Here is a 14,103-nt window from a genome sequence, read left to right as displayed (position 1 = left end):
CGCCGAGTCGGCGGGTCTGTCCCAGGAAAGTGGGACAGACGCGCCGACTCGATGCTTTGTGGTGAGACAGATGAGCCGACTCGGCGGGGGCTACTTCTCCGAGCGTTCGGGCAGCCGCCAGGCGGCGGCGTTGTTGTCGAAGGGGGCCAGGCCGCGCGACTGGCGGATGAAGCCCCACAGGAGCGGACCGAGGAGCAGCATCGCGCCGCCGAGGAGCAGCAGGAAGGTGGCGTCCGCGCCGAGCATCTTGGCGCCCGAGAGGGTCAGCATGATGACGATGCCGCGCCGGATGACCGACTGCGAGACCCAGCGCGCCATCCGGGAGCCGAGGAAGGTGCCGGGGGTGCCGCCGAGGATGAGCGGGATCAGCACCGCCCAGTCGACGCCGTGGTTGATCACCTGACCGATCGCGGCGGCGAGCACGAGCGGCACGGCCTGGAGCAGGTCGGTGCCGACCAGCTTGACCGCCGAGAGCGTCGGGTAGAGCAGCAGCAGCGCGATCATGATGACCGAGCCGGAGCCGACCGAGGTGATGCCGACCAGGAGGCCGCCGAGCGCGCCGATGACGATGGTGAGCACCGGCTTCAGGTCGGGGTCGTCCTCGGGAGCGACGTTGCCGGAAGCGACCTGGCGCAGCTGGAGATACATCCGGAACATGTAGGACGCCGCGGCGAACAGCAGCGCTCCGCCGAGGATCATCTTGAGGAAGTGGTCGGTGTCGCCCGGTGCGAGCTTGTGGACGAAGGTGCCCAGGAACGCGCACGGCACCGAGCCGATGATCAGGTAGGTCGCCAGCCGGATGTTGGGCGAGCCGTGGCGCCAGTGCACCGCGGCGCCGACCGACTTGTTGACCGAGGCGGCGACGAGGTCGTTGGCGACCGCGGTCGTGGGGGGCACCCCGAGGAAGATCAGCGCGGGCGTCATCAGGGCGCCACCGCCCATGCCGGTCAGTCCGACGACGATGCCGATGCCGAAGCTGACCACGAGCACGCTGAGCGCTTCTTGGGTGAGGAGGTCGGCGAACACGGGGCAACTCTCACATAGTCTCGCCCCCATGCCAGCACCTGTGCCGTTCGCCGAGATCATCCGCTCCGACTTCGTCGAGGGACACCACTACGGATCCGTCCTCTCCCTCTCGGCCGACGGCACCGTGGAGTGGTCGCTCGGCGACGTCGACTCGCCGATACTCCCGCGGTCGTCGAACAAGCCGGTGCAAGCCCTGGCGATGGTGATCCTCGGCCTCGACCTGCCACCCGACCTGCTCGCCCTCGCCTGCGCTTCCCACTCGGGGGAGGCGTTCCACCAGGAAGGCGTACGCCGCATCCTCGCCACCGTCGGCCTCGACGAGTCCGCGCTCGGCAACATCGAGGACCACCCGTTCGGCGTCGAGGCCCGGGAGGAGGCGCTCCGCCGCGACGAGCCGAAGACCCGGCTGGCGATGAACTGCTCCGGCAAGCATGCCGCGATGCTCGCCACCTGCGTCGCTGCCGGCTGGCCGCTGGAGAACTATCTGGACCCCAAGCACCCGCTGCAGGAGGGGATCCAGGAGATCCTCGAGGCGTGCACCGGCGAGGCTGCGTACGTCACGGTCGACGGTTGCGGCGCACCGGCGCTGTCGACGTCGCTGACCGGGCTGGCGCGGGCGTTCTCGACCATCGCCTCGGCGGTGGACGGGCCGGGTGCGCGGGTCGCCGAGGCGATGCGGTCGCACCCCGCGTACGTCTCGGGGACCACGCGCGACGAGGTCGCGCTGCACCGGGCGGTGCCGGGTCTGATCGGCAAGCTGGGGGCCGAGGCCGTCTACGCGGTCGCCCTGCCCGACGGCCGTGCGTGGGCACTGAAGGCCGACGACGGTGGTGACCGGGCGCGCGCGGTCGTGATGGCCGCCGCGCTGCTGCGCGACGGGGTCGGTGACCTGGACGGGGTCGACGCCGACGCCTTGCGGGCGACGGGGGAGGCGCTGATCCTCGGCGGTGGCCGCCCGGTGGGCGAGATCCGCGCGTTGCTGTGAGTGCTAGCGCGCCGCTAGCGATCCTGAGGAGTGGGCGTTCCGCGTTTTCCCGCCAGTTGACGTAGCAACTAGTGGGTGATGCGTGTCACTTCGGTTGCTCAGGACTTGTGTTTGCTAGCAATTGTTAGCACACTGGAGTCATGGTCAAGAGCAAGGTCACGAGTGCGGTCGGCTCGCTCGGCGAGTATCTGAAGGAACAGAGGATCTCTGCCGAGATGTCTCTGCGTCAGCTCGCCGACCAAGCAGGCGTGTCCAACCCCTACCTCAGTCAGATCGAGCGCGGTCTGCGCAAGCCATCGGCTGAGGTCCTCCAGCAGATCGCGAAGGCGCTGCGTATCTCGGCGGAGCAGGTTTACGTCCGTGCCGGGATCCTCAGCCCCGACTCCAACGTCGGAGGATCCGTGGAGCTCGCGGTGCTCGCCGATCCGAGTCTGACCGAGCGGCAGAAGCACTCGCTGCTCGACGTCTACCACTCGTTCCTTGCTCTCAACAGTCGTGTCACCGACGATGCGCCGGCCGCCGATGAAACCGACGAAGAACCCCATCACGAGGAGAACCCAGATGCCCACGCTGCCCAAGATTGAGACCACCAAGCCCCTCAACGCCGTCGCCGGCGTTGCTGACCTGGCCTACGAGACCGTCAAGGACCTCGCCACCGACCTGCAGAAGCGTGTCGACGGCTACCGCTCCGAGGCGACCACGAAGCTGACCGACGCCCGCACCAAGGCGACCGAGAAGGCCACCGCCTACCGCACTCAGGCGACCGAGCGGGCGACCGCCGCCAAGGCCACCGTGACCGGCTTCGACCCGAAGGCCCTCCCGGCCCTCGCCAAGGAGCAGTACACCGTCCTTCCCGAGAAGCTGAAGACCACCGTCAAGGCCAAGCTCGACGAGACCACCGGCTCCGCCACCGGCACCTACGACAAGCTCGCCACCCGCGGTGAGACCTTCGTCGCGAAGTTCAAGAAGTCCGAGACCGCCGAGACCCCGGCCGAGGCTCCCAAGGCTGAGGTGCCCAAGGCCGAGGCCCCGGCTGCCGAGGCCGCTCCGGCCGCGAAGCCGGCTCCCGCCAAGAAGGCTCCCGCCAAGAAGGCTCCGGCCAAGAAGACGGCTGCCAAGAAGGCCTGATCCTGGTCCAGCACGCCCGACGGCTCACCGAGTTGACTCGGTGAGCCGTCGCTTATTTCGTGGACCTCGGTGAACATCGCGCCCGAGGTCAGCTGGGGTAGTCCGCTCCCGCGGCCTGGCGAGCCTCCCAGGCGGTGGCGACCATGGAGCGCAGGTCGTGGCGCATCTCCCACTCGAGGTCGCGCCGGGCGAGCTCGCCGGTGGCGACGATGCGGGCGGGGTCGCCGGCACGGCGCGGCTTGATGACAGGCTCGAAGTCGATGCCGGTCACCTCGCGGATGGCATCCATGATCTGCCGCACCGAGGAGCCGTCGCCGGAGCCCAGGTTGTAGACGGCCTCCAGATCCGCACCCGAGGCGAGCCGCTTGGCGGCCACGACGTGGGAGTGGGCGAGGTCGGCGACATGCACGTAGTCGCGTACGCAGGTGCCGTCGGGGGTCGGGTAGTCGTCGCCGTTGATCTGCGGCGTCTTGCCCTTGGCCAGCGCGTCGAAGACCAGCGGGAAGAGGTTGTGGGGGCTGGTGTCGTAGAGGTCCTTGCTGCCGGAGCCCACCACGTTGAAGTAGCGGAGCGACGTGTGCGCGAGGCCCTCGGCGCGCGCCACGTCGGCGATCAGCCACTCGCCGATCAGCTTCGACTCGCCGTAGGGGCTCTCCGGGTTGGTCGGCGTGGTCTCGGTGACCAGGTCGACGTCGGGGGTGCCGAAACAGGCGGCGGAGGAGGAGAAGACCAGCTTGTCGACACCGGTGGCCACCATCGCCTCGAGGAGGTTGGCGGTGCCGGTGACGTTCTGGGCGTACGTGTGCAGCGGCCGCTGCACCGAGACGCCTGCGTACTTGAAGCCGGCGAGGTGGATGACCCCCTCGACGCCGTTGTCGGTGATCGCCTGCTCGATCGCCGCCTTGTCCAGCAGCGTCGCCTCGACGAACGTGACGTTGTCGGGCACGAACTTCGCGAACCCCGAGGACAGGTCGTCGATGACGACCGGCTCGAGGCCTGCGTCGAGCAGCGCCTGCACGACGTGCGATCCGATGTAGCCCGCGCCTCCGGTAACCAACCAACTCATGCGAAGAAGATAGCGGCAGGTGCCAGCGCCTAACGTTGGCAGGGTGATCCTCCTGCACGGTGACGGCGACCCGACGACCCGCGAAGGCCTGCGGGCCATCTACACCCCTCCCCGCCTGCCCTGGCTGCGGGTCAACATGGTCAGCTCCCTGGACGGCGCGGCGACCGGCTCCGACGGCCTCTCCGGCACGGTCAACAACGCCGTCGACGTCGATGTCTTCCACGTCCTGCGCGAGCTCGCCGACGTGGTCCTGGTCGGGGCGGGGACCGCCACCGCCGAGACCTACACGGCCAAGGGCGCGCCGATCGTCATCGTCTCCCGTCGGGGCCGGGTGCCCGACGAGCTCCGCGGGTCCGAGCCCGGCGTGGTGCGGCTCGCCACGGTGGCCGGCGCGCCCGGCCTGGACGCCGCCCGTGACGAGATCGGCGAGGAGAACGTCTACGTCGTCGGCGCCTCCGAGGTCGACCTGCCCGCGCTGATGCGCAGGCTCCACGAGGAGGGCATGCGCCATGTGCTCTGCGAAGGCGGGCCGAGCCTCCTCGGCTCGCTGCTCGGGGCCGGGATGGTCGACGAGCTCTGCCACACGATCACGCCCAAGCTCCTCGCCGGCGAAGGCCGACGGATCGTGACCGGCCCGCCGACCGACGTACCGGTGTCCTTGGGATCGCTCATCGAGCACGACGGCACGTTGCTCGGACGTTGGTTGGTAACCAGATGACGTTCACCATCAGTTTCCGGTAACGAAATCTTGAGACCGAGAGTTTTACTCTTGACGGGGTCCGACCCAGCCGCTTGACTCACCGATCGTGCCAGGTATGACGGCCGTCACGACCAAGCGACCACGTCAGGCACTCTCGGGAAGACGCGTACGGGAGTGGCTGATCTTTCTGGCGTTCGTGCTGCCCAACGTCGCCCTGATCGCGGTCTTCATCTACCGCCCGCTCTTCCAGAACATCTACTACTCCACGCTCAACTGGACTCTCGGCTCGAAGTTCGCGACGCCGGTCGGGCTGGGCAACTACCGCGACTTCTTCTCCTCCGGCGAGGCGAGCAAGGTGCTCACCACGACGGCGATCTTCACCGTCGCGACCGTCGGCCTCACCCTCGCGCTGGGCCTCGGCGTCGCGCTGGCGCTCAACCGCAGGCTCCCGGGCGCCGGGTTCGCACAGGCGACGGTGTTCGCGCCGTACATCCTCTCCGGCTACGGCGTCGGACTCGCCTGGCTCTACATCTTCGACCCCAACATCGGAGCGCTCTCCGCGATCCTGCGCGACGTCGGCCTGAACAGCCCGGAGTGGATCAACTCGCCGCCGTGGACGCTGACGATGGTGATCATCGTCTACGTCTGGAAGAACCTGGGCTACGCCGCGGTCGTCTACCTCGCCGGTCTCCAGGCCGTCCCGGGCGACCTGCTGGAGGCGGCCGACCTCGACGGTGCCGGGCCGGTGCGGCGGTTCTTCACAGTGACCCTGCCGCTGCTGTCGCCGACCACGTTCTTCCTGATGGTCACCACGATCCTCAACAGCCTGCAGGCCTTCGACCTGCTGATCGCGATGGACAAGCTCGGTCGCGGCGCCCGCACCCTGATCTTCGACGCCTACCTGACCGGCTTCAAGGAGCAGAGCCAGGCGGGCTACTCCGCGATGCTGTCCACGGTGCTCTTCGCGATCCTCGTGGTGCTCACGCTCGTCCAGCTGATCGTCGTGGAGAGGCGGGTCCACTACCGATGAGCGCTCCCTCACGCAGAGTGCGGCTGACGCCGCTGACCGTACGCGACTACCTGGTGCTGCTGCTCGCGGTGCTCGTCGTCGTGCTGCCGCTCGGCTACATGATCCTGGCCTCCTTCAAGGGCCCTGGCGATCTGGCGACCACCGACCTGGTCGTCTTCCCCGAGGTCTGGCAGCCGGAGAACTATTCCGAGGCTGCGCAGAAGGTCCCCTTCGGGCGGCTCTTCCTCAACTCCGGCATCGTCACGGTCGTCGGTGCCGGACTGAAGGTCCTGCTCGCGATCCTGACGGCGTACGGCCTGGTCTTCTGCGAGTTCCCCGGCAAGAAGTACCTCTTCTGGGGCGTGCTCGCCACAATGATGGTGCCGCCTCAGGTCACCGCGCTGCCCAACTACGTCTTCATCAGCAGCCTCGGCGGCGAGAACACCTACTGGGGCCTGATCCTGCCGGGCCTCGGCACCGGCTTCGGTACGTTCCTGCTCCGCCAGGCCTTCCTGCAGCTGCCCTACGAGGTGATCGAGGCGGCCCACCTCGACGGCGCCGGCCACTGGAAGCGGCTGTGGCACCACGTCGTGCCGATGGCTCTGCCGAGCATCGCGACCGTGGCGCTGGTCAACGTGGTCTACGAGTGGAACGACTACCTGTGGCCGCTGATCATCATCTCCGAGCCCGAGATGATGACCTTGCCGCGCGGCCTGACGCTGCTGCAGAACAGCGAGTCCGCGGCCAGCTCGTTCGGCGTCCTGATGGCCGGCACCGTGATGGTGCTGCTCCCGATCCTCGCTGTCTTCGCGCTCCTGCAGCGTCACATCGTCAACGGCTTCACCCAAGGCGGCGTCAAAGGCTGACGTTCTCAGCCCACAGTTGGCACAACAGGGAAAGGATGCTTCATGAACACCTCGTCCAACCTGCATCGCTCGGGCCTGATCCTGGACCGACGACGGTTCCTCGGCCTCAGCGCCCTGGGTATCTCCGCGGCGGCGCTCTCCGCCTGCGGCGGCGGCCCCTCGACCAGCGGCGGCGGAGGCGGCGCAAGCGCCGTCGAGCAGGTCGACTTCAGCGGTGTGAAGCCGGCCAAGGAGATCACCTTCTGGACCTCCAACCCCGGTGACTCGATCAAGATCAGCACCGAGATCGTCAACGCCTTCAACGCCTCGCAGTCCGACATCACGGTCAAGCTGGTCACGGCCGGCGCCGACTACGAGGAGATCGCGCAGAAGTTCCAGACCGCACAGACCGGCGGCGACCTGCCCGACATCATCAACCTGTCGGACGTGTGGTGGTTCCGCTACAAGATGAACGACCAGATCATCCCGCTCGACTCCCTCTTCGAGGCGCTCGAATTCGACACCGACGACTACGTCGACTCGCTGCTGGGCGACTACCTCTACGACGACGCCCACTGGGCGGTCCCCTGGGCGCGCTCGACGCCGCTCTTCTACTACAACAAGGACCACTGGACAAAGGCCGGGCTGCCCGACCAGGGCCCGCAGACCTGGGAGGAGTTCGGCGAGTGGAAGACCGAGCTCGCCCAGGCCAGCGGCGCGAAGTTCGCCTTCCAGTTCCCGGCCCTGGCGGGCTACGCAGGCTGGACCCTGCAGAACAACCTGTGGGGCTGGGGCGGCGGCTGGTCCAAGGAGGAGTCCTTCGACATCACCTGTGACTCGGCCGAGTCGGTCGAGGCGCTCTCCTTCCTCAAGGACTGGGTCTACAAGGACAAGGTCGCCGGCGTCGCCGGGGTCGACCAGATCCAGGACTTCGCGGCGGGTGTCGCCAGCGCCACCGTCGGCTCGACCGGCGACCTGATCACCGCGATCACCTCGGCGAAGTTCGAGGTCGGCGTCGCCCCGCTGCCGGCCGGGCCGGCGGAGACCGAGAAGATCTGCCCGACCGGCGGCTCCGGCGTCGGCATCCCGAAGGACATCAGCCCGGAGCGGCAGCTCGCGGCCGGCACCTTCATCAAGTTCCTCACCGAGCCCGAGCAGGCGATCAAGTTCTCCGAGGCGACCGGCTACGTGCCGATCCGTAAGTCCGCCGACCCCGCCGCGATCCTGAAGAAGACCCCGCAGGCCCAGGTCGCGATCGACCAGCTCCCCAACACCCGCTCGCAGGACTACGCCCGCGTCTTCCTGCCCGGCGGCGACCTGGAGATGGCCAACCACATGGCCGCCGTCCTCACCGAGGACAAGGACGTCCAGACCGAGATGGACAGCCTCAAGGCGGCGCTGGAGAAGATCTACACCGACCAGGTGAAGCCGCGCCTGTGACGAACGCCACCGTAGGGCACCCGCGAGGGTGCCCTACGCTCGGTTCTCGTGAGCGAGGACTTGGTAGTGGAGCGGCGCCCAGGCGTCGTACAGGTGACCTTCAACCGACCGCAGAAGCACAACGCCTTCACGCATGCGATGTACGGCGCGCTGCACGATCTGTGCGACGAGCTCGCGGCGGACGAGTCGGTGAAGGTGCTGGTGCTGACCGGCACCGGCGGGCGGGCGTTCGCGGCCGGCAACGAGATCTCCGACTTCCTCTCCCGCGACGCGGTGGACTACGAGGACTGGATCCGGGCGCTGCTCGAGAAGCTCTTCGCCCTCCCGCAGGTCACCATCGCCGCGGTCGACGGGGTCTGTGTCGGGGGCGGGCTCGCGGTCGCGACCCACTGCGACCTGCGGGTCGCGACGCCCCACTCGCGCTTCGGCTACCCGATCGCGAAGACGCTCGGCAATGCGCTCGCGGCCTCCATCGTCTACCGCGCGGCCGCGGTCTTCGGTGAGCCGATCGTGCGGGAGATGCTCCTCGCCGCCCGGCTGATCAACGCCGACCGCGCCTACGCCACCGGCGCGCTGACGGCGGTCACGGAATCGCTGGCCGACGAGGTGGACGCGCTGGTCGAGGGCATCCTGGCGCTCTCCGGCGTCACCGTCCGGGCCACCAAGAGTCAGCTCGCTGTGTACGCCGCCCGCACCGAGGCCTCGCCCGAAGGTGACGAGGACCTGCTGCGCGAGGTCTACACCGGCGCCGACTTCAAGGAGGGCGTCCGCGCGTTCCTGGCCAAGGAGAAGCCGGCCTTCCGTTAGGTCGTTTAGTCCGTTGACGGGTTCGCCGGGTCGGCCGACGATGGCGTATGCCCTCTGAGCAGAAGACGTACGCCGAGACCGACCAGTTCCGCGACGCGCTGATCTCGCAGAGCGATCTCGGCGGTCTGGAGATCCGCGACTGCTGGTTCGAGGAGCGGCTCAAGATCGTCGACTGCTGGGGCCGCGACGTCTATCTCGGCGGCGACTTCGGGCGGGTCGTGGTCAACGACGTCGACGTGACGGCGTACGTCGAGTCCGAGCTCGACCGCATCCACCCGTCACGCCGCCTCGCGCGTGAGGCGGAGACTGCCGACGAGATCCGCTCGGTCTGGAATCTGCTCGAGGAAGAGTGGGCGGCGACGATCGAGCGGGTCCGGGCGATGCCCGAGGAGAAGCAGCGCGAGCGCGTCGACGACGAGTGGTCGTTCGTGGAGACGCTGCGACACCTGCTCTTCGCCAGTGACAAGTGGTTCGGCAACTGTGTGCTCGAGGAGGACTCGCCCTACCACCCGCTCGGCTACGGTCCGGCGGGGTCCGACGAAGGCACCGGGATCGACACCAGCGTCGAGGCGGGCCTCGACGAGGTGCTGGAGGCTCGGCTCGCGCGGATGGCGACGATCCGTGGCTACGTCGCGGGCCTCACCGACGAGGATCTCGACCGGCTCTGCCGACGGCGCCCGGTCGGCGGCTACACCGACGCCGAGTTCTCCGTACGCCGCTGCCTCAAGGTCGTGCTCGCCGAGGAGGCCGAGCATCACCGATATGCGCTGCGTGACCTGACGGTCTTAACCGCTGGCTGAGGCGGAGAGATGTCCCTACGATGCCGCCGTGGCGGTCTTCGGTTGGTTCGTGCTGACTCTGGTGTTCATCGACGAGCTGCTGGCGATGGCTGCTTTCGGGGTGTGGGGCTGGCAGCACGAGCCTCGGTGGCTGCTGGTGTGGTTGCTCCCCGTGGCGGCTGCGTTCGCCTGGGGCATGTTCGCCTCGCCCAAGGCGACTCGGAGCGGACCGGTGATCCGGCCGGTCGCCAAGGTGATCGTCTTCGGACTCGCCTCGCTGGCACTCCTCGACGCCGGTCATCCGGGATGGGCCCTGGCCCTGCTGGTCTTCTCGGTCGTGATCAACGCACTGGCTCTGCTTCCCGCGATCAGCCGCTTGCCCACTGATGTGCCTCGAGGAGACTCGGCCCGTACCACGTGATCAGCCGGCCGCTGACCAGCTCCGTCGGCGTCCGGGTGAAGGCCTCCGGTCCGTCCTGGAGGGTGAAGACGTACGGCTCGTCGGGGAGCAGCACGGCATCGGGCCCGGCCCCATCGATGTCGGCCAGGTCGACGTGCGGATAGCGATCCGCGTGGTGGCCGTAGACGTTCTCCCAGCCCAGCCGCCGCAGCAGGTCGCCGGTGAACGTACGTGACCCGACCACCATCCACGGATCGCGCCAGATCGGCACCGCCACCCGGCGGCTGACCTGGGGGAGCGGTCCGCACCACAGCCGACGGGCCTCCGCGAGCCAGTCGGGGCGCTCCCAGCCGATGCCGTCGAGGAGGCTCTCCATCGACGCGACCGCCTGGGGAACCGTCTCGATGTCTGTCACCCAGACCCGGACGCCGCGCTCCCGCAGGCGGCGTACGTCCAGCTCCCGGTTCTCCTCCTTGTTGGCCACCACGACGTCCGGTGCCAGCGCCGCGATCGCGGCCAGGTCCGGGTTCTTGGTGCCGCGCACTCGTGGCACCTCCAGTTCCGCCGGGTGCGTGCACCAGTCGGTGGCTCCGACCAGCCGGTCCGCCGCGACCGAGGCGAGCGCCTCGGTTAGCGACGGGACCAGCGAGATCACTCGGGTCGCCGGGTGCGGGCCGTCGTACGGGGTGCCTAGGTCGTCGCGCATGTTCATCAAGGTATGCAGGTCGGTTGTCACTTCCCGTGCGGAACTCCGCACGGGGAGTGACGGTTCGGCTGCATACCTAGACGAACATCCATCAGACGTTCCGCCGATACTGGCCCCCGACCTCGAAGAACGCCTCGGTGACCTGCCCGAGCGAGCAGACCCGGGCTGCGTCCATGAGCGCGGCGAAGATGTTCTCGTCGGACGTTGCGGCCTGCTTGAGCCGGGCGATCGCCTCTTCGGCCTCACGAGAGTGGGCGGCTTGGAAGGCGTGGACGCGGTCGAGCTGGGACTTCTTCTCGGTCTCGGTCGCACGGGCGAGCTCCACCGGGCCGGCGGGGGCCCCGTTGGTGTCGCGGACGAAGGTGTTGACGCCGACGATCGGCAGGGTGCCGTCGTGCTTGCGGTGCTCGTAGAGCATGGACTCGTCCTGGATCTTGCCGCGCTGGTAGCCGGTCTCCATGGCGCCGAGCACGCCGCCGCGCTCGGAGATCCGGTCGAACTCCTTCAGCACCGCCTCCTCGACGAGGTCGGTGAGCTCGTCGATGATGAAGGAGCCCTGGAGCGGGTTCTCGTTGAACGCCATGCCCCACTCGCGGTTGATGATCAGCTGGATCGCCAGCGCGCGCCGCACCGACTCCTCCGACGGGGTGGTCACGGCCTCGTCGAAGGCGTTGGTGTGCAGCGACTGGGCGTTGTCGTAGATCGCGATCAGCGCCTGCAGCGTGGTGCGGATGTCGTTGAAGTCCATCTCCTGCGCGTGCAGGGACCGTCCCGAGGTCTGGATGTGGTACTTCAGCTTCTGCGAGCGCTCCGAGGCGCCGTAGCGGTCCCGCATCGCGATCGCCCAGATCCGCCGGGCGACGCGGCCGATGACCGAGTACTCCGGGTCCATCCCGTTGGAGAAGAAGAAGGACAGGTTCGGGGCGAAGTCGTCGATGTCCATCCCGCGCGCGAGGTAGGACTCCACGTAGGTGAACCCGTTGGCCAGCGTGAAGGCGAGCTGGGAGATGGGGTTCGCCCCGGCCTCGGCGATGTGGTAGCCGGAGATCGAGACGGAGTAGAAGTTGCGTACGCCGTTCTCGATGAACCACTCCTGGATGTCGGCCATGCAGCGCAGCGAGAACTCGGTGGAGAACAGGCAGGTGTTCTGGCCCTGGTCCTCCTTGAGGATGTCGGCCTGCACCGTGCCGCGGACGGTCTGCAGTGCCTTCGCCGGGTCGACGCCGCGCTCGCGCGCCTGGTCGATCACGGTGTTGAGGAAGAACGCCAGGATCGTCGGCGCCGGCCCGTTGATCGTCATCGACACCGAGGTCGTCGGGGCGAGCAGGTCGAACCCGTCGTAGAGCGCCTTCATGTCCTCCAGCGTGGCCACCGAGACGCCGGAGGTGCCGACCTTGCCGTAGATGTCGGGGCGTACGTCGGGGTCGCGGCCGTAGAGGGTCACCGAGTCGAACGCGGTCGAGAGCCGAGTGGCCGGCTGGCCTTCGGAGAGCAGCTTGAAGCGGCGGTTCGTGCGGAACGGGTCACCCTCGCCCGCGAACATCCGCGCCGGGTCCTCGTTGGCCCGCTTGTGGGGGAAGACGCCCGCGGTGAACGGGAAGAACCCGGGCAGGTTCTCGTTGCGCGCGAACCGGGTCAGCTCGCCGCGGTCGGTGAAACGGGGAGTCGCCACTCGCGGGATGTAGTTGCCCGACAGCGACGTCCGGCCACCCTCGTCGGCGGCGTACGTCGCCTTCGTCTCCTCCCACGAGTCCAGCTGCGTGCGCAGGTCCTCGGGCAGTTCGGAGGCGGGGATCTCGAGCTCGGGGTGGTCCGCGGCCACGATCTCGTAGGCCTGCTCCTTGCGCGCCGCGGCGATGAGCTCGCCGGTGCGTGCGTGGTAGTCGCGTACGTCGCCGGCGATCTCGGCCAGGTAGCGCACCCGCTTCTCGGGGATGATCGGGTGCAGCCCGGTGGAGTGGCGGGTGTCGACGCGGCGGAGCGTGCCCTCGCTCAGCGGCAGGCCGGCCTCGACGAGGAGGCCCTTGATGTGCTGGTAGAGCGCGGTGACGCCGTCGTCGTCGAAGGCGGCCGCCGAGGTGCCGAAGACCGGCATGTCCTCGGGGGAGGAGGTGAACGCCTCGCGGTTGCGGACGAGCTGGCGGGATACGTCGCGCAGCGCGTCCTCGGCCCCGCGCCGCTCGAACTTGTTGATCGCCACGACGTCGGCGAAGTCGAGCATGTCGATCTTCTCCAGCTGGCTCGCGGCGCCGAACTCAGGTGTCATGACGTAGAGCGACACGTCGACGAAGTCGCTGATCCCGGTGTCGCCCTGGCCGATGCCGGGCGTCTCGACGATCACCAGGTCGACGGCGGCCTTCATCACGGCGAGGACCTCGGCGAAGTGCTCGGGCACCTCGTGGCCACCGCGCGTGGCCAGCGATCGGTAGAACGTCGTCGAGCCGCCATCGTGCATCGCGGCCAGCGAGTTCATCCGGATCCGGTCGCCCAGCAGCGCACCGCCACCGCGCCGCCTGGACGGGTCGATCGCGAGCACGCCGATGCGGATCTTGTCCTCCTGGTCGGTGCGCAGGCGCCGGACCAGCTCGTCGGTGAGCGAGGACTTGCCGGAGCCGCCGGTGCCGGTGATGCCGAGGACGACCGCCTGGTCGGTCTCACGCAGCTGCGCCAGGAACTCCTCGGGCAGCCGCGCCTGCTCGGCTCCGGTGATGGCGCGGCCGATGGAGAGCCCGTAGCCCTCGATCACGCCGCAGGGGGTGATGTTGAAGGTGGGCCACAGATCGCGGTCGATGTCGCGTACGACCGAGTTGATCATCCCCGGAAGGCCCAGCCGCTGGCCGTCCTCGGGGGAGAAGATCTTGACGCCGGAGTTGGCCAGCCGCTCGATCTCGTAGGGGACGATGACGCCGCCGCCACCGCCGACGACCTTGATGTGGCCGGCACCGCGGTCCTTGAGCGCGCTGACCAGATACTCGAAGAACTCCACGTGGCCGCCCTGGTAGGAGGAGACCGCGACGCAGTGGGCGTCCTCCTGGACGGCGGCGTCGGCGATCTCGGTCACCGAGCGGTTGTGACCGAGGTGGATCACCTCGCAGCCCTGCGCCTGGAAGATCCGGCGCATGATGTTGATCGCGGCGTCGTGGCCGTCGAAGAGGCTGCTCGCGGTCACGATCCGCACGTGGTTCTGGGGGATGTGGAGGTCGGACATGGGC

At 68.5% G+C, this 14,103-nt stretch carries 14 protein-coding genes; 10 read left to right on the top strand and 4 right to left on the bottom strand.

Annotated features, from left to right (window positions below):
- Positions 1 to 90: 90 nt before the first annotated feature.
- Positions 91 to 1,026: a sulfite exporter TauE/SafE family protein gene (locus ACFVDI_RS20060; protein ID WP_378908912.1), complete on the bottom strand. Its 936-nt coding sequence runs from the start codon at positions 1,024 to 1,026 to the stop codon at positions 91 to 93.
- 28 nt (positions 1,027 to 1,054) lie between these two features.
- Between ACFVDI_RS20060 and ACFVDI_RS20055 the strand changes: the two genes are divergently transcribed.
- From ACFVDI_RS20055 to ACFVDI_RS20045, 3 genes are all read left to right on the top strand, one after another.
- Positions 1,055 to 2,011: an asparaginase gene (locus tag ACFVDI_RS20055; protein ID WP_378908910.1), complete on the top strand. Its 957-nt coding sequence runs from the start codon at positions 1,055 to 1,057 to the stop codon at positions 2,009 to 2,011.
- 140 nt (positions 2,012 to 2,151) lie between these two features.
- Positions 2,152 to 2,595 carry a helix-turn-helix transcriptional regulator gene (locus ACFVDI_RS20050; RefSeq protein WP_328528790.1) on the top strand — a complete coding sequence of 148 codons (444 nt, stop codon included), beginning with the start codon at positions 2,152 to 2,154 and terminating at the stop codon, positions 2,593 to 2,595.
- Positions 2,573 to 3,139 carry a hypothetical protein gene (locus tag ACFVDI_RS20045; RefSeq protein ID WP_378908905.1) on the top strand — a complete coding sequence of 189 codons (567 nt, stop codon included), beginning with the start codon at positions 2,573 to 2,575 and terminating at the stop codon, positions 3,137 to 3,139. The genes ACFVDI_RS20050 and ACFVDI_RS20045 overlap by 23 nt, the downstream gene beginning before the upstream one ends.
- Positions 3,140 to 3,227: 88 nt before the next feature.
- On the opposite strand, the gene galE is transcribed toward ACFVDI_RS20045, so the two are convergent.
- Positions 3,228 to 4,205 carry a UDP-glucose 4-epimerase GalE gene (gene galE / locus ACFVDI_RS20040; protein WP_378908900.1) on the bottom strand — a complete coding sequence of 326 codons (978 nt, stop codon included), beginning with the start codon at positions 4,203 to 4,205 and terminating at the stop codon, positions 3,228 to 3,230.
- A 43-nt stretch (positions 4,206 to 4,248) separates the two neighbouring features.
- Here galE and ACFVDI_RS20035 point away from each other — a divergent pair, with 43 nt between their 5' ends.
- From ACFVDI_RS20035 to ACFVDI_RS20005, 7 genes are all read left to right on the top strand, one after another.
- The gene (locus ACFVDI_RS20035) at positions 4,249 to 4,923 is read left to right on the top strand and encodes a dihydrofolate reductase family protein (protein WP_378908897.1); all 675 of its coding nucleotides are present in this window, start codon (positions 4,249 to 4,251) and stop codon (positions 4,921 to 4,923) included.
- Positions 4,924 to 5,020: 97 nt separating this feature from the next.
- Positions 5,021 to 5,935 (top strand): carbohydrate ABC transporter permease, encoded by a 915-nt coding sequence (locus tag ACFVDI_RS20030; RefSeq protein WP_378908894.1) that lies wholly within the window; start codon positions 5,021 to 5,023, stop codon positions 5,933 to 5,935.
- On the top strand, positions 5,932 to 6,780 hold the full coding sequence (locus tag ACFVDI_RS20025; RefSeq protein ID WP_378908889.1) for a carbohydrate ABC transporter permease: 849 nt from the start codon (positions 5,932 to 5,934) through the stop codon (positions 6,778 to 6,780). Before ACFVDI_RS20030 ends, ACFVDI_RS20025 begins: the two co-directional genes overlap by 4 nt.
- A gap of 42 nt (positions 6,781 to 6,822) precedes the next feature.
- Positions 6,823 to 8,199 (top strand): ABC transporter substrate-binding protein, encoded by a 1,377-nt coding sequence (locus tag ACFVDI_RS20020; protein ID WP_378908884.1) that lies wholly within the window; start codon positions 6,823 to 6,825, stop codon positions 8,197 to 8,199.
- Between the two features lie 48 nt (positions 8,200 to 8,247).
- A complete protein-coding gene (locus ACFVDI_RS20015; RefSeq protein ID WP_378908882.1) occupies positions 8,248 to 9,006 on the top strand; it encodes an enoyl-CoA hydratase-related protein in 759 nt (252 codons plus the stop codon).
- Positions 9,007 to 9,053: 47 nt separating this feature from the next.
- Entirely contained in the window at positions 9,054 to 9,806 is a 753-nt protein-coding gene (locus ACFVDI_RS20010; RefSeq protein WP_378908879.1) for a DinB family protein, read from the top strand.
- A 28-nt stretch (positions 9,807 to 9,834) separates the two neighbouring features.
- Positions 9,835 to 10,206 (top strand): YrdB family protein, encoded by a 372-nt coding sequence (locus ACFVDI_RS20005; protein WP_378908875.1) that lies wholly within the window; start codon positions 9,835 to 9,837, stop codon positions 10,204 to 10,206.
- Here ACFVDI_RS20005 and ACFVDI_RS20000 read toward each other — a convergent pair.
- Together ACFVDI_RS20000 and icmF are read right to left on the bottom strand one after the other, a co-directional pair.
- Entirely contained in the window at positions 10,154 to 10,891 is a 738-nt protein-coding gene (locus tag ACFVDI_RS20000) for a helical backbone metal receptor (protein WP_378908873.1), read from the bottom strand. The genes ACFVDI_RS20005 and ACFVDI_RS20000 overlap by 53 nt on opposite strands.
- A 91-nt stretch (positions 10,892 to 10,982) precedes the next feature.
- The gene (gene icmF, locus ACFVDI_RS19995) at positions 10,983 to 14,099 is read right to left on the bottom strand and encodes a fused isobutyryl-CoA mutase/GTPase IcmF (RefSeq protein ID WP_378908870.1); all 3,117 of its coding nucleotides are present in this window, start codon (positions 14,097 to 14,099) and stop codon (positions 10,983 to 10,985) included.
- Positions 14,100 to 14,103 lie beyond the last annotated feature (4 nt).

Origin of the sequence: Nocardioides sp. NPDC057767 (assembly GCF_042798275.1) — a bacterium.
Classification (GTDB): Bacteria; Actinomycetota; Actinomycetes; order Propionibacteriales; family Nocardioidaceae; genus Nocardioides.
This window is presented reverse-complemented; position numbering and strand designations above follow the sequence as displayed.

Coding starts and splice junctions, on each gene's coding strand:
- ACFVDI_RS20025 (WP_378908889.1), top strand. CDS start 5,932: ATGAGCGCTCCCTCACGCAGAGTGCGGCTGACGCCGCTGACCGTACGC.
- ACFVDI_RS20000 (WP_378908873.1), bottom strand. CDS start 10,891: ATGCGCGACGACCTAGGCACCCCGTACGACGGCCCGCACCCGGCGACC.
- ACFVDI_RS20010 (WP_378908879.1), top strand. CDS start 9,054: ATGCCCTCTGAGCAGAAGACGTACGCCGAGACCGACCAGTTCCGCGAC.
- ACFVDI_RS20020 (WP_378908884.1), top strand. CDS start 6,823: ATGAACACCTCGTCCAACCTGCATCGCTCGGGCCTGATCCTGGACCGA.
- ACFVDI_RS20045 (WP_378908905.1), top strand. CDS start 2,573: ATGCCCACGCTGCCCAAGATTGAGACCACCAAGCCCCTCAACGCCGTC.
- ACFVDI_RS20050 (WP_328528790.1), top strand. CDS start 2,152: ATGGTCAAGAGCAAGGTCACGAGTGCGGTCGGCTCGCTCGGCGAGTAT.
- ACFVDI_RS20055 (WP_378908910.1), top strand. CDS start 1,055: ATGCCAGCACCTGTGCCGTTCGCCGAGATCATCCGCTCCGACTTCGTC.
- galE (WP_378908900.1), bottom strand. CDS start 4,205: ATGAGTTGGTTGGTTACCGGAGGCGCGGGCTACATCGGATCGCACGTC.
- ACFVDI_RS20030 (WP_378908894.1), top strand. CDS start 5,021: ATGACGGCCGTCACGACCAAGCGACCACGTCAGGCACTCTCGGGAAGA.
- icmF (WP_378908870.1), bottom strand. CDS start 14,099: ATGTCCGACCTCCACATCCCCCAGAACCACGTGCGGATCGTGACCGCG.